Raw genomic sequence first — 22,221 nt, forward strand, 5'->3', positions numbered from 1 at the left:
GACCACCCCACTCCTCCCGGTTTTCGTTATTTTTCGCCTTTGAACGCCAAACTTGACTTTTCATGGCGGAATTCGATCATACCGCGACAGACGAAGCGCGCAACAAATGCACGAGGAGGAGGGCAGCGGCATGGCTGAACGCGACGGCATCCTGGCGATCGATCAGGGCACAACCAGCTCACGAGCCATCGTTTTCGACACCGATGGCCGCATAATGGCCACTTCACAGCAGGAGTTCCCCCAGCACTATCCCCACAGCGGCTGGGTCGAGCACGACCCGCAGGACCTGTTGAACTCCACCGTCAGTACCTGCACCCGGGCATTGAAGGCGGCGAAGGCCGCGGGGGTGCATGCCCGCACCATCGGCATCACCAACCAGCGCGAGACCACCATCGTCTGGGACCGCCGCACCGGCGAGCCCATCCACAACGCCATTGTCTGGCAGGACCGGCGCACCGCCGAGCGCTGCGCCGCCCTCAAGGCCGCCGGCCACGAACCGCTGGTGGCGGAACGCACCGGCCTATTGCTGGACCCCTACTTTTCGGCCACCAAGATCGCCTGGCTACTGGATAACGTGCCCGGCGCCCGGGCCCGCGCGGAAAAGGGCGAACTGGCGTTCGGCACCGTTGACACCTGGCTGCTCTGGAAACTCACCGGCGGCCGCAGCCACGCCACCGATGCCACCAACGCCAGCCGCACGCTGCTGTTCGACATCCACCGCCAGACCTGGGATGACGAGCTGCTGGCCCTGTTCGACATCCCTCGCGCCATCCTGCCGGAGGTGCGGGACAGTGCCGCCGACTTCGGCGTCACGGACGCCGAGGTGCTGGGCACCGAGCTGCCGGTGGAGGGCATCGCCGGCGACCAGCACGCCGCCGTGGTGGGTCAGGGATGTTTTGAGCCGGGCATGATCAAAAGCACCTACGGCACCGGCTGTTTTGCGCTGATCAACACCGGCGAGGAGGCGGTGCCTTCCCGTAACCGCCTGCTCACCACCACCGCCTATCGCATCAACGGCAAGCCCACCTACGCCCTGGAGGGCGCGATTTTCATCGCCGGCGCCGCCATTCAATGGCTGCGGGACGAACTGGGCATCATCGCCCACGCCTCCCAGAGCGAGGGGCTGGCCAACGACGCCGAAGCTGAAGGCCTGTACCTGGTGCCCGCCTTCACCGGCCTGGGTGCTCCCTGGTGGGACCCCAATGCCCGGGGCGCCATTTATGGACTGAATCGCAACACCGGCGTGGCGGAGTTTGTTCACGCCGCCCTGGACTCGGTCTGCCTGCAGACCGGCGACCTGCTGGAGGCCATGGCAGGCGATTCCAGCACGCCACAGAATACCCTGCGGGTGGACGGCGGCATGGTGGCCAACAGTTGGCTGTTGCAGCGGCTGGCGGACCTCACCGGCCTGGCGGTGGAACGCCCGGAAGTCATTGAGACCACGGCGCTGGGGGCGGCGTATCTGGCCGGACTGCAGCACGGCTTCTACAACTCGCTGGACGATCTCAACTCCCAGTGGGCACTGGATGCGCGCTTCGAGCCCGCCATCAGTCGCAGTGCCCGGGAGCATATCGTCGAGGGCTGGCACGACGCGGTCCGGCGCACGCTGACCACCTGATCACCCCGGCACATGGCCAGCCCGGCGACGGTCGGGCTACCATGACGTTTTGTCTGGAGGCGAGCATGCAGTATCTCCACACCATGGTGCGCATCAGCGACATCGACGAGTCGCTGCGGTTCTACTGCGGGCTGCTGGGCATGGAAGAGATCAGCCGCCGTGACCACGAGGCGGGGCGCTTCACGCTGATTTTTCTGGCAGCGCCGGCGGACGTGGACCGGGCCCGCTCCGATGACCGGGCCCCGATGCTGGAACTGACCTGGAACTGGGACCCGGAAACCTTCAGCGGCGGACGCAACTTCGGCCACCTGGCCTATCGGGTCAATGACATTTACGGCCTGTGCCAACGGCTGATGGACAATGGGGTCACCATCAACCGGCCACCCCGGGACGGCCGCATGGCCTTCGTCAAGTCGCCGGATGGCATCTCCATTGAACTGCTGCAGAGCGGCGACCCACTGCCCGAGCAGGAACCCTGGGTGTCCATGCCCAACACCGGGAGCTGGTAGTCATGGCCGCAACGCTGCCCATGGATGATCGGCGCCGGGACCTGCTGGGTCTCGGCGGCTGGACCCTGCTGGTGGTGGTCACCGCCATGGGCGGCATCCTCAGCCCCCCGGGGGACTGGTACGCCGCGCTTCAAAAACCCCCGCTCACGCCACCGAATGCGGTGTTCCCGGTGGCGTGGACGCTGCTGTACGCCACCATGATCGCCGCGGCCTGGATGGTATGGCGGCGGGTGGGGCTGCTGGCCGGCATGGCCGCGCTGCTGCCGTTCATTGCCCAGCTGGGGGCCAACGGGCTCTGGAGCATCGTGTTTTTCCAGTGGCACCGCCCGGATCTGGCGCTGGTCAACCTGGTGGTGCTGTGGCTGCTGGTGGCGCTGACCATTGTTCGATTCCGGCGCGTTCATCCGCCGGCGGGCTGGCTGCTGCTGCCCTACCTGGCATGGCTGACTTTCGCCGGCTATCTGAACATCGGCATTATCGTGCTCAACGGGCCGGCACCGCCGGCCTGAACCCCGACTAGCCCTCGCGGCGGATCCGCTCGGCCCACTCGGCCTCGGTAAATTCCAGACCCTCCCGCTCCCACGGGGGGACCGGGGTAAACACTTCCACCAGAAAGTCCACGAATGCCCGCACCTTTCGGGAGAGATGGCGACGGTGTGGGTAGATCAGGAAATATGCCGAGCTCTCGTGGGGATACTGGGGCAGCACCGGCACCAGATCCCCCCGGCGAATGGCCGGCATCACCAGCCAGGTGGACAGCCGCGCCAGGCCCAGGCCCGCCAGCGCTCCCTCGTACAGGGCGTCGGCGGTATTGGCGCGGAAGTTGCCTTTGACATGCATCACCCGGTGGCCCTGCTCACCATCTTCAAAGGCCCAGTCGTTGAACTGCGACACTTCGTAGAGCGTCAGGCAGTTGTGATTGAGCAGATCCTCGGGACTGGTGGGTTTGCCATGGCGATCCACGTAATCCGGTGATGCACAGATGATGCGGCGATTGACGCACAGCCGCCGGGCGATCATCGATGGGTCCTCCATCTGCTCGCGCCACTGAATGGCCACATCGATGCCTTCCTCGATGAGGTCCACATGCCGGTCGGTGAGCTCCACCTCGACGTTGAGGTCCGGATAGCGCTCCAGAAACTCCGCCATTCGCGGCAGCACCTCCACCCGCCCAAAGGCCGAGGTGGCCGCCACCCGCAACGTGCCCCGGGGGTTTTCATTGAGGGCGGTGACCGCTTCTTCAGCTTCCTCGATTTCCTGAACGATGCGGGCCGAACGCTCGTAGTAGGCCTGCCCCACCTCGGTGAGGCTGACCCGGCGGGTGGTGCGATTGAAAAGTCGCACGCCCAGGCGGTCTTCCAGGCGCCGAATCTGTTTGCTCACCGCCGAGGGGGTCAGGTCGAGATCCCGCGCCGCCGCGGAAAAGCTGCCCTTGTCCACGGCCCGCACGAACATGTGCATTTCTGCTGCACGATCCATGGCAATTGATCCTGTCGGGCAAAAGTCGGTGTATTGACGCGTCCATTATGTCACAGCCCGCAGGGTCCACAGGACCACCATGCCCGCCGCCAGCGTCGACAGGGTGCCATGAGTCCGCCAGGCCACCAGCGCAGCCACCGCCCCCGCCGCCAGCCGTGGGCCGTCCAGGGTGCCGTCCTCGGCGAAACGGATCAGGCCGGGCATCACCAGGGCCGCGAACACCGCCGGCGGCACATAGTTCAACCCGCGGCGTACCAGGTCAGGCAGCCGCAGCCGGCCGCCGAACACCAGAAAAGCACCCCGCCACAGAAAGGTGCCGATGCCAATGACGACGATCACCCCCCAGAGCGGATCAATCACGGCGCAGCACCCCCTCGGCGATGACGCCGGCGGCAATACCGGCCAGGGCGCCCAGCGTCAGGCCCAGACCCGCCGGCAACCCCTGGCCCAGCACCGCGCCGCCACCCCCCACCACCGCGGCGATCAGCGATGGCCGGGAATTGACCGCCGGCACCAGCAGGGCGAGGAAGATCAAGGGCACGATGAATCCCAGCTCCCAGCTGGGCGGCAGCGCCGTACCGGCCCAGTAACCGAACCCCGTGGACAGCTGCCAGAAGACCCACAGAGGCAGGGCCGCGCCCAGGTAGAACCAGTGATTGGCGGGCAGCGGCTCATCGCTCATCACCCGGGTGACAGTGAGCGCATACGCCTGATCGGTGAGCAGATAGGCCATGGGCGCCCGCCAGCGCACCGGCAGGTGGCGGAAATACGGGGCCAGATGGGCGCTGTACATGACCATGCGCAGGTTGATCAGCAACGCGGTGGCCACCACCAGCGTGCTGGCGGCGCCGGCGTCGATGAGCTGCAGGGCCGCCAGCTGAGACGCACCGGCAAACACAATCACCGACAACGCCATGGTCAGATCCAGCCCCAGTCCGGCATCGAGCCCGGCCACGCCCGCGGTCACCCCGAAGGGCATTACCGCCGCCACCATGGGCGCCACCGCCCGCATGCCGGCAAAAACCGCCGCTCGCCGATTCACGAGCCAGGCGATCCGCGGCGCCAGCGCCTCTGCCAGTGATGGGCCAGCATCAGCAGACACGGCGTCAGCACCAGGGTGAGCACCGTCGCAAAGGTAAGGCCGCCGGCAATGGTGGAAGACAGCTGGGCCCACCACTGGGTGGACGGGGCGTTGTATTCGATGGTGCGGCCGAGAATGTCCACGTTCAGCTGCAGCACCATAGGCATCAGCCCCAGCACCGTGGTGAACGAGGCCAGCAGCACCGGCCGCATACGCTGCGCCGCGGTTCGCAGGATGGCCTCGGTCACCGACAGCCCCTCCCGTCGCAATACGTTGTAGGTGTCAATCAACACAATGTTGTTGTTCACCACGACGCCAGCCAGGGCAATCATGCCAACGCCGCTCATCACCACTCCCAGGGGCCGCTGGGTGATCATCAACCCCAACAGCACCCCGGCAGTGGACAGCGCCACGGCACTCAACACCAGCGCCGCCTGATAAAAGCTGTTGAACTGAGTGACCAGGATCACCGCCATCAACCCCAGGGCCACCACAAAGGCCTGAACAAGAAAGGTCTGCGCTTCCCGCTGATCCTCGTCTTCGCCGCGGAAGCGCACCATGACTCCTTCCGGCGGCGGATCCTGCTCAAGGGCACTGCGCAGGGCCTGCACCCGCTCGCTCACCAGCCGGCCGGACTCCACGTCCGCGCTCAACGTCAGCACCCGCTGCCCGTCCACCCGATCCAGAGTGCCGATGCGGGGCACCGGCACGAAGTCGACGAAGTTGCTCACCGGCACCTGACCAAAGCGCGTGGGCACCCGCAGCTGGCCGAGGCTGTCCAGGCTGCGCTGCTCCAGGGGAAACCGCACCCGAATGTCCACTTCGTCATCGGCATCATCCGGGCGGTAGTCGGCAATCAGGACCCCGGTGGTGACCAGCTGGACGGCGTTGCCCAGCAGGCTGATGTCCGCGTCATGCCGGACGGCTTTTTCCCGATCCACCTGCAGCGACCAGTCGATGCCGGGCAGCGCCCGATTGTCTTCTATGTCGGCGAATCCGCCCAGTGACTCCATGCGCTCACGCACCGCCTCGACGCTGGCGGGCAATTGGTCCGGCGGACCGCTGAGCTGCAGCTCGATGGGCTTGGGCTGGGCCGGCCCCTGCTGCTGCTGGGTGATCTGGGTGCGAATGCCCGGTACATCCGCCACCGCGGCCCGGATGTCCTCAATAATGGCCACCGCCGGGCGCCGATGGCGCCAGTCGACGAACTCCAGCTGCACCACCCCCACGGCGTCGCGGGCGAGCCCCTGACCGCCCACCCGGGTGGGATCCGCCACGGTGCGGGCGTAGACGAAGGCGACTTCATCAAAGTCGGCTAGCCGCGATTCCACCGAGCGCATGAGGGCGTCTTTTTCGTGAACCGACAGATCCCCCCGGGCCTGGACCTGCACCCGGGCGTATTCCGGCTCCACCGAGGGGAAAAACTCCACCCCGGCCCCTAGCCGGCCATAGGCCGCATAGGTGGCCACCACCACCAGCAGAATGCCCAGCGACACCGTGCCCGGCCGCTTCAGCGCCCGCCCCAGCCAGCGCACATAAAAACCGCTAAAGCCGTCCAGCTGATTGAGGTCACCGGACTCGGCAATGCGGATACGCGCCTGATGGCTGCCCTGCTCGCCCCCCTGGCGACCGAACACACCCCCCAGCACCGGGATGAAGATCAGGGCCATGGCCAGGGACGCGGTGAGGGTGAAAATCACCGTAATGGGCAGGAATTTCATGAACTGCCCGACCATCCCGCCCCAGAACAGCAGCGGCACGAACACCGACAGCGTGGTCAGCGTCGCCGCGGTAATGGGCCAGGCCATGCGCTTGGCGCCATAACGGTAGGCGTCCGGCGCCGACCAGCCCTCGGTCATGCGCCGTTCCGCCAGCTCCACCACCACAATGGCGGCGTCCACCAGCATGCCCACCACCAGAATCAGGCTGAACAGCACCACAATGTTCATGGTGTAGCCCAGGGCATACACCGCCAGGATACCGGTCAGAAAGGCGCCGGGGATGGCCAGCCCCACCAGCATGGCGGGCCGCCAGCCCATCACCGCCACCACCACCAGCATGACCAGCACCACGGCGGTCAGGACGTTGTTCTGCAGGTCCCGGAGCATGGTGCGAATGTCCTGGGAGCGATCCTGCAGGTAGGTGGCCTCGAGGGCGGCGGGCCACTCGGCGCGGCTCTGCTCCACCAGGGCGCGGATCTGGTCATTCACCTCGATGATGTTGGCCCCCACCCGCTTGGAGACTTCCAGGGTGATGGCCGGCTCGCCGTTAATGCGGACGAACTCGGTGGGGTCCTTGAAGGTGCGTCGCACCTGGGCCACGTCGGCAAAGGTGACCACCCGGTCATCCACCACCTTCACCGGCAGGCCGAGCACATCGTCCATGTCCTCAATGACCCCCGGCACCCGCACCGCCAGCCGGCCGGCGCCGGTGTCCAGAGCCCCGGCGGCGATCAGGCGGTTGTTGCGGTCCACCAGGCTGAACAACTCCTCATACGAGACGTTGTAGGTCTGCATGACCCGGTCATCCACCGCCACTTCCAGCAGCTCTTCCCGGTCACCGCCGATCTCGGCTTCGAGCACGCCGGGCAGCGCTTCGATGCGGTCCTGCAGGGCGCGGGCGGTTTCCAGCAGCGAGCGCTCCGGCAGGGGCCCGGACAGGGCCACGGTCAGCACCGGAAACAGCGCCACGTTGATTTCGTTCACCCGGGGTTCTTCGGCCCCCTGGGGCAGGTCCGCCTTGGCAATGTCTACGCCTTCACGAACGTCGGCCAGGGCCTGATCGGCATCAAAGCCGGCATCGAATTCCAGGGTAATCGAGGCAAACCCCTCGGCGGCGGTGCCCTTGATCTGGTCGACGCCCTCGATGCCGCTCAGCTCCCGCTCCATGGGGCGAACCAGCAGCCGCTCGGCGTCCTCCGGCGAAATCCCTTCATAGGCCATGGAGACATAGATCACCGGGATGGTGAGATCCGGTTCCGCCTCCTTGGGGATCACCTGATAGGCATAAATCCCGAAGCCCACCACCAACAGGAATACCAGGCTCACCGAGCGGCTGCGCAGGAAAGCGGTCTCGATCAGTGCGCGCATGGAGTCAGTCCTCCACGGTCACCGGGCGGACCCGCTCACCTTCGCGCACGAACCCCTGGCCCACGGTAATCAGCTCCAGGCGCTCCGGCAGGCCGGTCACCCACATGCCCTCCCGCTGGGAGCGCACGATCTCCACGGGATGGAAGACCACGCGGTCATCCTCATCCACGGCTTTCACCCCCACCTCGCCGGTATCCGCCAGGGACAGCCAGGCCGGGCTGACAAAATGGGCCTCCACCGAATCCAGGGGGATGCGCAGGGTGGCGCTGACGCCCACCGGCAGACCCTCCGGATTGGGAGCGGTGACCTCGACCCGAAAGGTCCGCGACCCCTCATCCGCCGCACGGGCGATGCGGGTGACCTTGCCGCTCAGGGCATCGCCGGTAGCCAGCTCGATCTCCACTTCCCGGCCCCGCTGCACCTGCCGGATCTCCTGCTGGGCCACGTTGGCCACCACGATCAGGGGGTCCACCTGCAGCAGCCGGGCGATGGGGTCCGCCACCGCGACAAAGTCGCCCACCGACACCATGCGCGCTTCCACCACGCCGCTCATGGGGGCGGTAATGCGGGTGTCGTCGATTTCCTGGTTAATGGCCGCCAGCTGTGCCCGGGCGGCCTCCAGCGCCGCCCGGGCCTCGTCCACCGCCCGCTCCGACTGAAAGCCGTCGCCGCGGAGGCGCTCGGCGGCCTCAAGATCCGCAGAACGCTGCACCACCCGGGCCTGAGCCTCGGCCCGTCGCGCCTCGCGGTCGTTCATGGCCAGCTCCACCAGCCCGTCACCGGCTTCTACCGGGTCGCCCTCGGCGGCCTGCACCGAGACCACGCGCCCTGACGTTTCAGCTCGGACCGTGACATCCTGATCGGCCTGGGTGTCGCCCTGGTTTTCGATGAACCGGGTTACGGTCTCGGCGCTGACCGTCTGCACCTGGACGTCCATGGCCGGGCGCTCCGCCGGGGTGGGTTCCGGCGGCGGCTCATCGGCGGCAAACAGCCCGCTCAGCATCCAGAGCACCAGCAGCGCCGCCATGACGGCGGTGATCAGATAGGACTTTCGGTTCATGCGGCTGTGTCCGCGTTAATCGGCGTCGAAGTGATGACCGAATTTGGCGGCCTTGGTTTCGAGATAGGCGTGATTATGAGGGTTGCGCCCCGCCCGCAGGGACAGGCGCTCCGCCACCCGAATGCCCGCCGCCTCAAGCCCCAGCACCTTCTGGGGGTTGTTGGTCAGCAGGCGAATGCGGCTCACCCCCAGCGCCTGCAGCATGGCGGCCGCCACGCCATAATCCCGGGCGTCGGGGGCAAAGCCCAACGCCTCGTTGGCCTCCACCGTGTCCGCGCCCTCGCTGTCCTGCACCGCGTAGGCGCGGATTTTGTTCAACAGGCCGATGCCGCGTCCCTCCTGGCGGAGATACACCACCACCCCGGTGCCCGCTTCACCAATCCGCTGCATGGCCGCCTGCAGCTGGGGGCCGCAGTCGCAGCGCTGGCTGAACAGGGCATCGCCGGTCAAACACTCGGAATGCACCCGCACCAGCGGGTCATCGGCGCTGGCCGGATCCCCCCGCACCAGGGCCACATGCTCCTTGCCCTTGGCGTCTTCAAAGCCATGGATACGGAACTCCCCCCATTGGGTGGGCAGACGGGCCTCGCCGGTGGGACGGGCCCGCACATCCGGGGACAGGGTCACTGGATCGCTCATGAGCGCCAGATTATCACGCGCCCCGGCCGTGGGGCGCTTCCAGATCCAGCACCGGCCCCACGGGAATCACCCCGGTGGGATTAATCATCGGGTGACTGGTGTAGTAATGGCGCTTGATGTGATCCAGGTTGACGGTCTCGGCGATGCCCGGCTGCTGGTAGAGATCCCGCAGATAGCCGGACAGATGCGGGTAATCGGCGATGCGTCGCCAATTGCACTTGAAGTGCCCCACATAGACCGCGTCAAACCGCACCAGGGTGGTGAACAGCCGCCAGTCCGCCTCGGTAATGGAGGCACCGGTGAGATAACGCTGCTCGCCAAGGCGCGCCTCGAGCTCATCCAGCGCTTCAAACAGTTCACCCACGGCCTCTTCATAGGGCCCCTGGGCGGTGGCGAACCCCGCCTTGTACACCCCGTTGTTCACGGCGTGGTAGATCCGCTCGTTGAGTGCATCGATCTCGGCGGCCAGGGTGGCCGGGTACAGGTCCAGCGACGCCACCACGCCGGGGAGATCGTTGAAGGCCTGGTTGAGCATGCGCACCAGGTCCGCCGACTCGTTGCTGACGATGGTGCCCTGCTCCCGATCCCAGAGGGTGGGCACGGTCACCCGGCCGGTGTAATGGGGATCGGCCTTCTGGTAGAGCTGATGCAGATAATCCAGCCCGTAAAAGGGCTCTTCCGTGGCGCCGGGATAGCGGCCATCGAAATGCCAGCCGCCGTCGCCCATGTACGGATGCACCACCGACACACCGATGTGCGGCGCCAGTCCCTTGAGTTCGCGCACGATCAGCGTGCGATGGGCCCACGGGCAGGCCAGCGAGACGTAAAGATGATAGCGCCCGGAGACCGCGGGAAAATCGCCCTCCGGGCCGATCCAGCGACGGAACACCGTCTCCGGGCGCTCGAAGCGTCCTCCGGTGGACTCGGTGTCGTACCACTTGTCGTGCCAGACTCCGTCAACCAGCAGTCCCATGGTCGATCCTCCCAGGCTGGGTATTGAAAAGGCCGGATAGGCTACGCCCCCGGGGCGTCAGTGGCCAGCGCGGGCGTCCTCGCCGCCGGTCAACGCCCGACCCGCCGCCCGGGCCATGCCGCGGATCACCGCCCACTCCGCCTGAACCCGGCGGACGCTGCGATGCCAGTCGCCCCGGGCCGACGCCCGGTCCACATGGCGGGGCACCCCGGACTGACGACGCTGCTGCAGACAGTCCTGATAGGCCCGGATCGCCCGGTCGGCACACTCGTCCAGCGAGACCGCCCGGGCGGTCTCAGCCACTGCCTGATCCAGCGCCACTCGCCGATCCGCCGGCAAGGCCAGCAATGACTGGATAGCCGCCGCCATGTCCGCCGAATCCGCCTCGGCGGGGAGCAGCCGGCCGTTGCGGTCATTCACCACCTCCCGGGCGCCCGGCGCGTCCAGCGCCACCACCGGCACCCCGGCAGCCATGGCTTCAGCCAGCACCATGCCCTGGGTCTCGGTGAAGGAGGCGAATGCAAACACGTCCATGGCGGCATAGGCGTCCGCCAGCGCCGGCAGGCGCAACGCCCCGGGCCGATGCAGGCGGTGGCTCAGTCCGGCGCCAGCAAACACCGCGTCCAGCTCCGCCGCCGCCGGGCCATCCCCCACCACCAGGGCGTGGACCCGGGGGTCGGCCTCGGCCACCCGTAGCATGGCCCGGGCCACGGCCAGGGGGTTTTTCTCCTCGGCCAGACGCCCCACGTGCCCCACCACCCGGGCGTCCGCAGGGATCCCGTGGGCTTGCCGACCCCGCCGGCCATCGCCGGCGACAAACGCCTGCCGGTCGATGCCGGTGGGCACCACCTGCAGGGGCGCATCGACGCCCCGGTCCGTCAGCACCCGGGCAATGCTCTCGCTGGGCGCGAACACCCGGTCGCAGCTGTTGGCGTAGCTGGTGGACAGTGCCACGACAAAGCGCTGCAACGCGGCGGAATCACCGGGCACGTAGTGGGTGTAAGCCTCATACATGGTGTGATGGGTGAACACCAGCGGCGCGTCCCGCTCCAGGGCCACCCGCAGGGCGGTGGAGCCGATCAGAAAGGGCTGATGGGCATGAATAATGTCGGGCTGGAAGGCCTGCAGCGCATCATTGAGTGGCCCGGGCACCGGCAGCACCACCGAAAAGTCGCTGCCATTGAAGTTCTGAAGGGCGGGAATGCGGACCACGTCCGGCTCATCGGCGGGCCGGTCCGGAAACTCCGGCGCCACCACCAGCACCCGATGCCCCCGGCGGCGGTAGGCCTCGGTAAAGTCCGCCACCGAACGGGCCACGCCACTGACGTGGGGCGTAAAGGTATTGGTCATCATGACGATGTTCACGAACCGCTCTCCGGTAGCTGAGCCGACCGGGCCTCGCCGGCCAGCACCCGGGGTTCCCGGCCCGGCAGGGCCACCTGAATGCCGCCGGGATCGCTTCCATCAATGCGCCACTCCAGCCGATGGGCACCATCGGCGGACGGCTGCAGGCTGACCTGGACGCTGCCCCAGGGCGTGGGGGTGGGCCCGTAGCGGATGACCTCGCCGGGGATGAGCCATCGGGGCTGGATGCCGCCACCCAGGACCAGCTGGTCACCCTCTTCGCGGCAGAAGGCGTTGCGTAACATCGCCACCCACTCCGCCGCGGCCCAGACATGCTGACCATCGCCCATGCAGCCGCCCCGGGTCAGTGGGTGAATGGCCTCGGGCCACTGGCCGGTGGGGCTCGCCAGGTCGGCCACGGCATCGATCAATGCCAGCCCCCGAGAGTCGCCGGCCCGCAGCAGAATCTGCGCCAGATGCAGGGTCAGATAAGCGTTCACGCCGGAGTGGATCATGTCCTGAAAGAAACCACCGTGCACCTGATGGGTGTCCAGCAGATACTCCACGGTGGCCAGCAGCCGGCGGTCGTCTGGTGCCACCGTCTGCAGCGGATAGCCCCGGGCAATGGAGCCGATGGCCCCGGCATCCATGCGCCGCAGCGGCGAGGCCGGCAGCGCGGCATGCCCCAGCCGCTGTTCGTCCGCCGCCTGGGCGCGGTCAATGCTGGCCTGCAGGTCGTCGGCCTGCTCGCGCATGCTGGCGGCCAGTTCGGTCTCACCCTCGGCCTCGGCGAGCCCGGCGGCGGCCCGCAGACCGCCCACGGCCCAGTCGTCGTCCCAGTAATAGAAATCATTGGGCCCCAGGTGCTCGGCGCTGAAGCCCGCCGGCAGCAGCCCCGCCTCGGGGCGCTCGGTGCCGGCGGGCAGTCGCTTGCGCGCCACCCACTCGGCCCCGCGGCGGATCACCCGGATCCATTCCGCCGGTCTGGCCCCCGGCGGCAGTGAGCCGGTCAGGGTGTGATAGCGGGCCAGGATCCACAGGGCCTGACCGTTGGAGTCCCACTCACCTTCCTGACTGTGGAAATACCCCGTGGCTCGGGTCTGACGCTCGGGAAAGTGGGCCAGCGCCCGGCCGGAGCGGTCCACCATGCCGACGTTGAGCATGGCGTGAATGATGAAAGCGGCATCCCGGAACCAGAAGCGCCGATAGGTGTAGGGCCCCGGATAGATGTCCTCCACGGAGTGCTGCAACAGGGTCCGCAGCGCGGCGTCATAGAGTCGGGTCAACGGCTCATCCGGCACCTGCAGCCGCGCCACCCCCTGCAGCGCCTCGGCCCAGCTCTCGGGGCGCGACTGGGTGGTCTCGGCAGGCAGCGGCATGCGCAGGGCCAGCGAGCGCTCGCCGGCATTCGACAGGTCGTACAGGGCCACCGCCGTCACCAGGCCGGTGTCGCAGCGGATTGGCGTATCGGCGTCGGGGGGCGCGCCCTCGCCCCGGGCGGCGGCCAGGGCGGCATCGCCGTGACGATAATCCGAGCCCACCACCGCCGCCGGGCGCTCGGCAAAGTGGATGACGTCCCGGCGGGCGCCGGGTTCGTCGTCCTGAACCTGCCAGCGCCAGCCGTCGCCGTCTCCCTCACCGGGCTCGCCGCGAACTTCGCGGACAAAGCTGATGCCCTCGGGATTGTAGGGACGCAGGGCGATGGCCAGCCGCCCCGGGCGATCACCGCGGGCGTGATACGTCGCCTCCAGCCAGTGGCGGTCGCCGTCGCGGACCACCCGGGCGCGACTTTCCAGGGACAGCCCCTGGGCCTCGCTGCGGGTGATGATGACCAGGTCGGTGTCATCGGCTTCCAGCCACTGCTCGACGCGGTCCAGACGCGCCGGGTAGAGCGCCGTGCCATCGTCGGCCAGGATCCACGCGTCCAGGGACCAGCCGTCCTCGACACCGGTGAGTAGCCCCCGGGGGTCCACCAGCGGCAGCGCGGCGCAATCCGGCTGTCCCACCGCCGTCCAGTTGCGATGGGTGAGATTGATGTGGGTCAGGCTGAAGGCCCGGGGCAGAAACGCTGCGCTGTGGGGATTGAACTGCTGTTCAATCCAGTAGGGCCAGACCCAGTCCAGATTGTGCTGAATCACCCGGGTGTTGATCAGCCCCCGGGCGTGGAACACCATGCCGGCCCGCAGCAGCTCGATGGGTTCGGCCACCTCCGAGGGCTGACTGAAGCGCCGGAACCGGGCCATCAGCGCCAGTGGATCCATAAAGCCCTGGGACCGGGCAGCGCGCCGCACCAGCCAGCGCCAGGGTAGCCAACGCATCGCTCCCAACAATCGCATCAATCCACGCCCCCTGCTGTCCTCGCTCGCGGACCCGTGTAAAATCGATCGGTCATACGTCCGTCACGGGCGACAAGCCACTCGAATGGAGATCGACGATGAATCCCGATCTGGATCATCACTTCACGCAGATCATCACCGGCCTCGGTGAAAACGTGGAACGCGAAGGCCTGGTCAAGACCCCCTACCGGGCGGCCCGGGCCATGGAATTTCTCACCCAGGGTTACCATCAGTCGCTGGACGAACTGGTGAATGACGCCATGTTCGAATCGGACAATGACGAAATGGTCATTGTTCGGGACATCGAGTTCTATTCGCTGTGCGAACACCACGTGCTGCCATTCTTCGGCCATGCCCAGGTGGGCTATATCCCCGACGGGCGGGTGATCGGCCTGTCGAAGATCGCCCGCATCGTCGACATGTACGCCCGCCGCCTGCAGATCCAGGAAAACCTGGCCCGCGAGGTGGCCGAGGCCCTGCAGCGGGTCACCGCTGCCAAGGGGGTGGCGGTGCAGATGGACGCCCGGCACATGTGCATGATGATGCGCGGCGTGAGCAAGCAGAACGCGGAAATGAGCTCCTCGGTGATGCTCGGCACTTTCCGCGAGTCGGTGTCCACCCGCAATGAATTCCTGCAGCTGATCCGTCGGCGGCCGGCATGAGCGAGGGCCTGAACCGCCCCCTCTCCCGGATCCACATCAAGGATCTGCGGTTGCGCACATTCATTGGGTTCAATGAGGAGGAGCAGCGCAAGCGCCAGGACGTGGTGATCAACATCCGCATCGACTACGACGCCCTCAGCGCCGCTCGGGGCGACCAGGTGGACGAAGCGCTGAACTACAAAATCATCACCAAGGAAGTGATCGCCCACGTAGAGGACAATCGCTTCCTGCTGCTGGAAGCCATGGTGAATGACCTGGTGGAAATCGTGATGGCTCACCAAGCCGCCCAGCGGGTGGAGGTGGAGGTGGACAAACCCCACGCCCTGCGCTTCTCCGACTCGGTGTCCCTGACCATGGCGGCCAGCCGGGCCTGACCATCCGGCGGGCCCGCTGCTGCCGGTTCAGTGAGAGAGCAGCACCGGCAGGGTCATTTCACTGAGGATGGTCCGGGTGGTACCCCCCAGCACCATTTCCCGAAAGCGGGACCGGCCATAGGCGCCCATCACTAGCAGGTCGGCATCGCTGTCCGCGGCGGCGGACAGCAGCGCATCCCCCACCGAGGTGTCGCCAACCCCCTGGGCGGCGGCTTCCACCGGCACGTCATGACGGGCCAGATGGGCCGCCAGATCGGCACCGGGCATGTCGCCATGGCCCGCCTCCAGACGGGCCGGATCCCCCAGCACCACCACCCGGACCCAGCCGGCGCCGCGTAGCAGCGGCAGGGCATCATGCACCGCCCGGGCACACTCGCGGCTGCCATCCCAGCCAATGATCACCCGCCGGCCGATGGGGCGCGGGGTCCAGGCGTAGGGCAGTGACAGCACCGGGCATCCGGCCATGATGGCGGCCTGGCCCGGCAGGTCCGAAGGGACCAGGTCCGCCGGCCGATCGGGATCCACCTGACCGATCACCAGCAGATCCGCGTAGCGGGCATGCAGGGCGATGACATCCAAGGTGTTGCGGTCGATACGCAGGTCCTCCACGGACCGCCACTCGGTGCGCAGATCCTCGCCGTCCACCCCGTCCTGAAACGCCACTTCCAGTCGGCGGTTGCGGGTCTGCCAGGCCTCGCGGTAGCGGTCCAGGGCGTCCGGCGGCAGATACTCGGCGTGGGCGGCCAGGGGCTCGGCCACCGCCAGACCGGTCAGGCGGGCACCGTAATGGGCGGCCAGGGCCGCAGTGGCGGCGACGTGCTGGGCTTCATGGCCGTCGTCACTCAAATACAGCAGGATGTCGCGGATCATGGGGCCTCCCGGCGCAATTCATTGCTCTTGCAGACTACCCCCCGGGCCACGCTTCACCAAGCGCTTGCCGTGACATCACTCCGGGGGCTGATAGACTGGAAACTTTACGGGTTTTGTACCGGTCGGAGTGCCATGGCCGCCTACAGGCCCGCGTCAGACACACCATCGGGACGGTGTTCATGAAACTCTTCGTACGATTCGGTATCGCGTTACTGTTGCTGGGCGCGATCTTCGGGGGCATTTTCGGCTACAAGTTCCTGGTGCAATTCCAGCCGCCGGAAGGCGCCGGGGAACCGGTGCCGGCCAATGTGATTGCCTCGGAGGTGATCACCGAGGAATGGCGCGCGGAGCAGCAGGCGGTGGGCGGTCTGACCGCCGTGGATCGGGTCGATGTCAGCACCGAAGTGCCGGGCCTGATTGAGTCCATCGCCTTCGACTCCGGCGATGCCGTGGCCGCCGGCGACGTGCTGGTGGAGCTGGACAAATCCGTTGATCGCGCCGAACTGCAAGGCCTGGAAGCCGAAGCCGAGCTGGCGCGTATTGAGTTCGACCGGGCCCAGGATCTGCTGCCCCAGCGGGCCATCTCCCAGTCGGAATTCGACTCCGCCCGGGCCCGGCTGGACAGCGCCAATGCCGCCCTGAACACCCAGCAGGCCCGCCTGCGGCAGAAGACCATCCGCGCCCCCTTCGACGGGCTGCTGGGCCTGCGGCGGGTGAGCGCCGGTCAGTTCATTTCACCGGGCACCGCCATCGTCGAGCTGCAGCAGCTGGACCCCATCTACGCGGACTTCTCCCTGCCGGAGCGGTTCCTCCCCAGGCTCTTCAAGGGACAGACCGTGCGGGTGACCACCGGCGCCTTTGACGACGAAGCCTTCGAGGGGGAGATTCAGGCCATCGAAAGCGGCATCCAGGCCCGAACCCGCTCGGTATCCGTGCGAGCCGTGCTGGACAACCCGGATGACCGGCTTCGGCCGGGCATGTTCGCCCGGGTCACCGTGCTCGAACCGGAGACCCAAGCCGTCCTGACGGTGCCCGCCACGGCGATCAACTTCAACGTCTACGGCGACTTCGCCATCCGCATTAGCGAGACCGACAACGGCCCGGTGGCCGAACAGGTGCAGGTGCGCACCGGCCAGACCCGGGACGGCCGGGTGGAGGTGCTGGAAGGTCTCGAGGCCGGTGATCGCGTGGTGGGGGCGGGCCTCAACCGGGTGCGCCCGGGTCAGCCACTGACCATTGATGACACGGTCAACCTGGATCCGGCCGAGGTCAGCGGTCGATGAGGTTCACCGACCTTTTCATCGGCCGTCCGGTACTGGCCACGGTGGTGGCCCTGCTGATCCTGCTGGCGGGCCTGCGGTCCATGGGCCTGCTGGAAGTGCGGGAGTACCCCCCCTCCGAAGCCACCGTGATCACGGTGACCACCGCCTTCCCCGGCGCCGACAGCGACCTGGTCCAGGGGTTCATCACCCAACCGCTGCAGCAGGCCATTGCCGAGGCCGCCAATATCGACTTCATGACCTCGGAGAGCCGCCAGGGCCTGTCCACCATTGAAGTCAACATGGAGCTGAACACCGACCCCAACGCGGCGGTGGCCGAGGTCCAGGCCAAAGTGGCCAGTCAGCGCAACGTGCTGCCGGCGGATGCCGAGGATCCGGTGATCGAATCCGGCACCGGTGACCAGACGGCGCTGATGTACATGGCCATCTACAGCGACACCGTGCCGGTGCCGGAAATTACCGATTTTGTGGATCGGGTGATCCAGCCCCAGGTCCAGGCCACGCCGGGGGTGGCGAAAGCGGACGTGTTCGGGCGCTCGCCGGCCATGCGCCTGTGGCTGGATCCCGAGCGCATGGCCGCTCTCAACGTCAGTGCCAACGATGTCCGGGCGGCGCTGGAAGCGAACAACTTTCAGGCGGGGGTGGGTCGCACCAAGGGCCCGTACACCCAGATCAATCTCTCTGCCACCACCGATGTCAGCGATCCGGATGAGTTCCAGCGGCTGGTGATCCGCCGCGAAAATGACACTCTGGTGCGCATCGAGGACGTCGCGGTCAGTGAGTTCGGCTCCGAGACCTACGACTCCATCGCCTGGTACCGGGGCCAGCCGTCGGTGTTCATTGCCGTGGAACAGGCCCCCGGGGCCAACCCGCTGGACGTGGCCGGCGCGGTGACCGAGCAGATGCCTGACCTGGAGAGCCAGCTGCCCGAGGGCGTGCAGATCGCCCTGCCCTACGACGGCAGTGAATTCATCGAAGACTCCATTAACGAGGTATTCCGTACCATCGCCGAGGCCATCGCCATCGTGCTGGTGGTGATCTTCCTGACCCTGGGTTCGGTGCGGGCGGCCATCGTGCCCTCGGTGGCCGTGCCGCTGTCCCTGGTGGGTGCGGGCAGCATCATGCTGGCCCTCGGGTTCTCGATTAACCTGCTGACCCTGCTGGCCATGGTGCTGGCCATTGGTCTGGTGGTGGACGACGCCATCATCGTCACCGAAAACATTCACCGTCACATCGAAGAGGGCATGTCCCGCATCGACGCGGCCATTACCGGCATGCGCGAGCTGGCCCTGCCCATCATCGCCATGACCACCACGCTGCTGGCGGTGTTCGCCCCCATCGGGTTCATGGAGGGCCTGGTGGGCACCCTGTTCAGTGAGTTCGCCTTCACCCTGGCCGGAGCGGTGCTGATCTCCGGTGTGCTGGCCCTCACCTTTTCGCCCATGCTGGCCTCACGGGTGCTCAAGTCCGGCGGCAATCCGGATCGCTTCGAGGCCTTCGTGGAGCGAGCGTTCAGCGGCCTGGCCGCCGGTTACAAACGGCTGCTCCACGGCATGCTCGAGACCAAGAGCGTGCTGATCTTCTTTGGCATCGTGGTGCTGTTGTCCAACGTCTTCATGTACGTGCTCAGCGAGGACGAACTCGCCCCCACCGAGGATCAGAGCATCGTGCTGTTCCAGGGCACGGCGCCCCGCACGGCCACCTTTGACTATCTGGAGCACTTCGCCCGGGATTTCCAGCGCGAGGCCGAGGAGATGGCCGAGTACCGTCGCAGCTTCATGCTGCTGGGGGGCTTCAGCCCGGACACGGTGTTCGGCGGCATCAACTTCGTGCCCATCGAAGAGCGGGACCGCAGCCAGGCGGAACTCCAGGAGGAGCTGAGCGCCCGATTCGGCGCCAACCCGGGCTTTGACACCGCGGTGTTCCCGCTACCGGCACTGCCCGGCTCCGGCGGCGGGCTGCCGGTGCAGTTCGTGCTGACCACCTCGGAGGATTACGAGTCGCTGGACGCCATGGCCGACGAAATGATCGACCGGGCCATGCAGAGCGGCAACTTCATGTTCCTGCAGAAGTCCGTGGAGTTTGACCGCCCGCTGATTACCCTGGATGTGGATCGGGATCGGGCGGCGGACCTGGGGATCACCATGGCCGACCTGGGCAGCAGCCTGGCCGGGCTGCTGGGTGAAGGCAACGTCAACCGGTTCAGCCTGGATGGCCGCAGCTATGAAGTCATTCCCCAGGTGGATCGCCAGTTCCGGCTGAGCGCCGATCAACTGCAGGATCTCTACGTGGAAACCGCCGCCGGCGACCAAGTGCCGCTGGCCGGACTGATCACCCTGCGGCACTCGGTGGAGCCGGCCTCCCGCAATCAGCACCAGCAGCTCAACGCCCTGACCCTGGAGGGCATCCCCATGCCCGGCACCAGCCTGGGCAATGCGCTGGGCTTTCTGGAAACCACCGCCACGGAGATGCTGCCGGGAACCTATGGCATTGACTACACCGGCGAGTCGCGGCAGTTCATTCAACAGGGTGGCGCCCTGGTGCTGACCTTCTTTTTGTCGATTCTGGTGATTTACCTGGTGCTGGCGGCCCAGTTCGAGAGCTGGCGGGATCCGGCCATCATCCTGGTGGCGGTGCCGCTGAGTATCGCCGGCGCGCTGGCGTTCATCACCCTGGGCTTCGCCACAGTGAACATCTACACCCAGGTGGGGTTGATCACCCTCATCGGCGTGGTGGCCAAAAACGGCATCCTGATTGTGGAGTTCGCCAACAAGCTGCAGATCAACCGCGGGCTGGACCGCCGGGCGGCGGTGGAGGAAGCCGCCGCCATTCGTCTGCGGCCCATCATCATGACGTCGCTGGCGCTGGTGGTGGCGATGATTCCGCTGCTGATCGCCACCGGCCCTGGCGCGGTGAGCCGCTTCCAGATCGGCCTGACCGTGGCCGGCGGACTGGGCATTGGCACGCTGTTCACGCTGTTCGTGCTGCCGGCCTTCTACCTGGTGCTGGCCCGGGATCACAACGCACGGGTCGCCGGCACCTGATGGCCGGTCAGCCGGCTCACCCCCCGGTGCCCGCCACCGGGGGCGACGAAGGCGCGGTGGCCACCGACCGCCCGCTGGCGGTCGTGGCCCGGGGCCTGACCCGTCGCTATGGCGGCCGCAACGTGGTGGATGGCATTGACCTGACCATCCCCGCCGGCGAGTGCTTTGCCCTGCTGGGCCCCAACGGGGCCGGCAAGACCACCACCCTGCGCATGCTGCTGGGGCTCACACCCCCCAGCAGCGGCGACGTCACCGTGCTGGGTGAGCCCATCCCGGAACGCGGCCGCGCCATGCGCGAGCGCGCCGGCATCGTGCCCCAGTTCGACAACCTCGATCCGGACTTCAGCGTGCGCGAGAACCTGGTCACCTACGGCGCCTACTACGGCGTCCGCCGGCGGGACGTGGAGGCGCGCATGGACGAGCTGCTGCGCTTCGCGGAACTCACCGAACGGGCCAACGACGCCATCGACGGCCTGTCCGGCGGCATGAAGCGCCGCCTGACACTGGCCCGGGCCCTGGTCAACGACCCGGAGCTGCTGGCGCTGGACGAGCCCAGCACCGGCCTGGACCCCCAGGCCCGGCAGCACATCTGGGAGCGACTCCACACCCTGCGCCGTCAGGGCCGCACCCTGCTGCTCACCACCCATTACATGGAAGAGGCCGAGCGGCTCTGCGATCGGGCGGCCATTATCGATCACGGCCGCATTGTCGCCTGTGACTCGCCCCGGCGCCTGATCGAAGCCCACATCGAGCCCCACGTGGTGGAGCTGCGCGGCGACCTGGCCATGCACTGGCTGGGCCGACTGGCGCCCCACGCCGAGCACGACAATGCCCTGGCGCCCCTGGCAGACGCCGGGCTGCGGGTGGAACCGGTGGGAGAGACGGTGCTCATCTATGGCCAGCAGCGGGACCACCTGCTGGACGAGGTGGAAGCTTTGGTGGGGCCCGGTTACCTGTACCGCCCCGCCAGTCTCGAGGACGTGTTCCTGCGGCTGACCGGCCGGGAGCTGCGGGACTGATGAGCGATCGCCCCCTGATCCAGGACCTGCGCGAAGCGCCACAACTGAGCACCCGGTTCGTGGCGGTGTGGCTGCGCAACCTGCGGGTGTGGCGCAAACTCATGCTGCCCTCGATCCTGGGCAACTTCGGCGAGCCGCTGCTGTACCTGCTGGCCCTGGGTTACGGGCTCGGCCAGTTCGTCGGCGAGGTGGAGAACATGTCCTACATGATGTTCCTCGCCAGCGGTATTGTCTGTTCCGCCGCCATGACCGGCGCCACCTTCGAGGCGCTGTACTCCGCCTACACCCGGCTGACCCAGCAACAGACCTGGGCCGCCATGCTGGCCGCCCCCATGAACGTCGACGACGTGGTGCTGGGGGAAATAGTCTGGGCGGGCACCAAGGCCCTGATCAACGCCAGCGCCATCGTGCTGGTGGCCGCCCTGCTGGGGCTGGTCCGCGGCCCCGAGGCCCTGCTGGTATTCCCGATCATTCTGCTGGCGGGCCTGGCCTTTGCCGGCATCGCCATGATCGTCACCGCGATTTCCCCCAGCTATGACTTCTTTCTGTACTACTTCACCCTGGTGATGACCCCCATGCTGCTGCTCTCGGGGGTGTTTTTCCCGCTCTCCAGCCTGCCGGACGTGGTGGGCATCGGCGCCCAGTTCCTGCCCCTGGCCCACGTGGTCATGCTGGTGCGCCCGCTGATGACCGGCGGCACCATCGATGCCCCGTTGCTGCACCTGGCCGTGATTCTGGTGTACATCGTCGGCACCTACTGGATCAGCGCCGCGCTGGCCCGGCGGCGACTGATTCGGTGAGGCAAGGGGTCGCGCCGTGGGGGTCGCGCCGTGGGGGTCAGAGC

The 22,221-nt window shown here is 67.2% G+C and carries 19 protein-coding genes; 9 read left to right on the forward strand and 10 right to left on the reverse strand.

Going from position 1 to position 22,221, the window contains the following annotated elements; translation table 11 throughout:
- The first annotated feature begins 130 nt into the window (after positions 1 to 130).
- The 3 genes from glpK (at position 131) to GJ672_RS08775 (ending at position 2,636) form a co-directional block, all read left to right on the forward strand.
- Positions 131 to 1,618 carry a glycerol kinase GlpK gene (gene glpK, locus GJ672_RS08765; protein ID WP_154296822.1) on the forward strand — a complete coding sequence of 496 codons (1,488 nt, stop codon included), beginning with the start codon at positions 131 to 133 and terminating at the stop codon, positions 1,616 to 1,618.
- Positions 1,619 to 1,683: 65 nt separating this feature from the next.
- A complete protein-coding gene (locus tag GJ672_RS08770) occupies positions 1,684 to 2,127 on the forward strand; it encodes a VOC family protein (protein WP_154296823.1) in 444 nt (147 codons plus the stop codon).
- A 2-nt stretch (positions 2,128 to 2,129) separates the two neighbouring features.
- Entirely contained in the window at positions 2,130 to 2,636 is a 507-nt protein-coding gene (locus GJ672_RS08775; protein WP_195759495.1) for a TspO/MBR family protein, read from the forward strand.
- A gap of 7 nt (positions 2,637 to 2,643) precedes the next feature.
- Here the strand turns inward: GJ672_RS08775 and GJ672_RS08780 are convergent, their stop codons facing one another.
- From GJ672_RS08780 to GJ672_RS08820, 9 genes are read right to left on the reverse strand one after another with little or no spacing between them, the layout of a single operon-like run.
- On the reverse strand, positions 2,644 to 3,606 hold the full coding sequence (locus GJ672_RS08780; protein ID WP_154296824.1) for a LysR family transcriptional regulator: 963 nt from the start codon (positions 3,604 to 3,606) through the stop codon (positions 2,644 to 2,646).
- A 45-nt stretch (positions 3,607 to 3,651) separates the two neighbouring features.
- Positions 3,652 to 3,966, reverse strand: coding sequence for an AzlD domain-containing protein (locus GJ672_RS08785; protein ID WP_154296825.1), 315 nt, complete (start codon positions 3,964 to 3,966; stop codon positions 3,652 to 3,654).
- Positions 3,959 to 4,708, reverse strand: a complete 750-nt coding sequence (locus GJ672_RS08790; protein ID WP_229381875.1) for an AzlC family ABC transporter permease — start codon at positions 4,706 to 4,708, stop codon at positions 3,959 to 3,961. Before GJ672_RS08790 ends, GJ672_RS08785 begins: the two co-directional genes overlap by 8 nt.
- Positions 4,645 to 7,776: an efflux RND transporter permease subunit gene (locus tag GJ672_RS08795; RefSeq protein WP_154296826.1), complete on the reverse strand. Its 3,132-nt coding sequence runs from the start codon at positions 7,774 to 7,776 to the stop codon at positions 4,645 to 4,647. The genes GJ672_RS08790 and GJ672_RS08795 overlap by 64 nt, the downstream gene beginning before the upstream one ends.
- Before the next feature lie 4 nt (positions 7,777 to 7,780).
- On the reverse strand, positions 7,781 to 8,836 hold the full coding sequence (locus GJ672_RS08800; protein ID WP_154296827.1) for an efflux RND transporter periplasmic adaptor subunit: 1,056 nt from the start codon (positions 8,834 to 8,836) through the stop codon (positions 7,781 to 7,783).
- A gap of 15 nt (positions 8,837 to 8,851) precedes the next feature.
- Entirely contained in the window at positions 8,852 to 9,475 is a 624-nt protein-coding gene (gene ribA, locus GJ672_RS08805; RefSeq protein WP_154296828.1) for a GTP cyclohydrolase II, read from the reverse strand.
- A gap of 13 nt (positions 9,476 to 9,488) precedes the next feature.
- A complete protein-coding gene (locus GJ672_RS08810; protein WP_154296829.1) occupies positions 9,489 to 10,448 on the reverse strand; it encodes a glutathione S-transferase family protein in 960 nt (319 codons plus the stop codon).
- A 57-nt stretch (positions 10,449 to 10,505) separates the two neighbouring features.
- Positions 10,506 to 11,813, reverse strand: coding sequence for a glycosyltransferase (locus GJ672_RS08815; protein WP_154296830.1), 1,308 nt, complete (start codon positions 11,811 to 11,813; stop codon positions 10,506 to 10,508).
- Positions 11,810 to 14,128, reverse strand: coding sequence for a hypothetical protein (locus GJ672_RS08820; protein WP_154296831.1), 2,319 nt, complete (start codon positions 14,126 to 14,128; stop codon positions 11,810 to 11,812). Before GJ672_RS08820 ends, GJ672_RS08815 begins: the two co-directional genes overlap by 4 nt.
- A 98-nt stretch (positions 14,129 to 14,226) precedes the next feature.
- Here GJ672_RS08820 and folE point away from each other — a divergent pair, with 98 nt between their 5' ends.
- Positions 14,227 to 14,790, forward strand: a complete 564-nt coding sequence (folE, locus tag GJ672_RS08825; protein ID WP_154296832.1) for a GTP cyclohydrolase I FolE — start codon at positions 14,227 to 14,229, stop codon at positions 14,788 to 14,790.
- A complete protein-coding gene (gene folX, locus GJ672_RS08830) occupies positions 14,787 to 15,164 on the forward strand; it encodes a dihydroneopterin triphosphate 2'-epimerase (RefSeq protein ID WP_154296833.1) in 378 nt (125 codons plus the stop codon). The genes folE and folX overlap by 4 nt, the downstream gene beginning before the upstream one ends.
- 27 nt (positions 15,165 to 15,191) lie before the next feature.
- On the opposite strand, the gene GJ672_RS08835 is transcribed toward folX, so the two are convergent.
- Positions 15,192 to 16,034 (reverse strand): universal stress protein, encoded by an 843-nt coding sequence (locus GJ672_RS08835; RefSeq protein WP_154296834.1) that lies wholly within the window; start codon positions 16,032 to 16,034, stop codon positions 15,192 to 15,194.
- Between the two features lie 179 nt (positions 16,035 to 16,213).
- Here GJ672_RS08835 and GJ672_RS08840 point away from each other — a divergent pair, with 179 nt between their 5' ends.
- The 4 genes from GJ672_RS08840 to GJ672_RS08855 are packed head-to-tail and all read left to right on the forward strand — an operon-like array spanning position 16,214 to position 22,177.
- A complete protein-coding gene (locus GJ672_RS08840; protein ID WP_154296835.1) occupies positions 16,214 to 17,317 on the forward strand; it encodes an efflux RND transporter periplasmic adaptor subunit in 1,104 nt (367 codons plus the stop codon).
- Complete coding sequence (locus tag GJ672_RS08845) at positions 17,314 to 20,358, forward strand: efflux RND transporter permease subunit (RefSeq protein WP_154296836.1); 3,045 nt, start codon at positions 17,314 to 17,316, stop codon at positions 20,356 to 20,358. The genes GJ672_RS08840 and GJ672_RS08845 overlap by 4 nt, the downstream gene beginning before the upstream one ends.
- A complete protein-coding gene (locus tag GJ672_RS08850; RefSeq protein WP_154296837.1) occupies positions 20,358 to 21,377 on the forward strand; it encodes an ATP-binding cassette domain-containing protein in 1,020 nt (339 codons plus the stop codon). Before GJ672_RS08845 ends, GJ672_RS08850 begins: the two co-directional genes overlap by 1 nt.
- Positions 21,377 to 22,177 (forward strand): ABC transporter permease, encoded by an 801-nt coding sequence (locus GJ672_RS08855; protein ID WP_154296838.1) that lies wholly within the window; start codon positions 21,377 to 21,379, stop codon positions 22,175 to 22,177. Before GJ672_RS08850 ends, GJ672_RS08855 begins: the two co-directional genes overlap by 1 nt.
- Positions 22,178 to 22,221: the final 44 nt, after the last annotated feature.

It is taken from the genome of Spiribacter sp. 2438, from assembly GCF_009676705.1.
Taxonomy (GTDB): domain Bacteria; phylum Pseudomonadota; class Gammaproteobacteria; order Nitrococcales; family Nitrococcaceae; genus Spiribacter.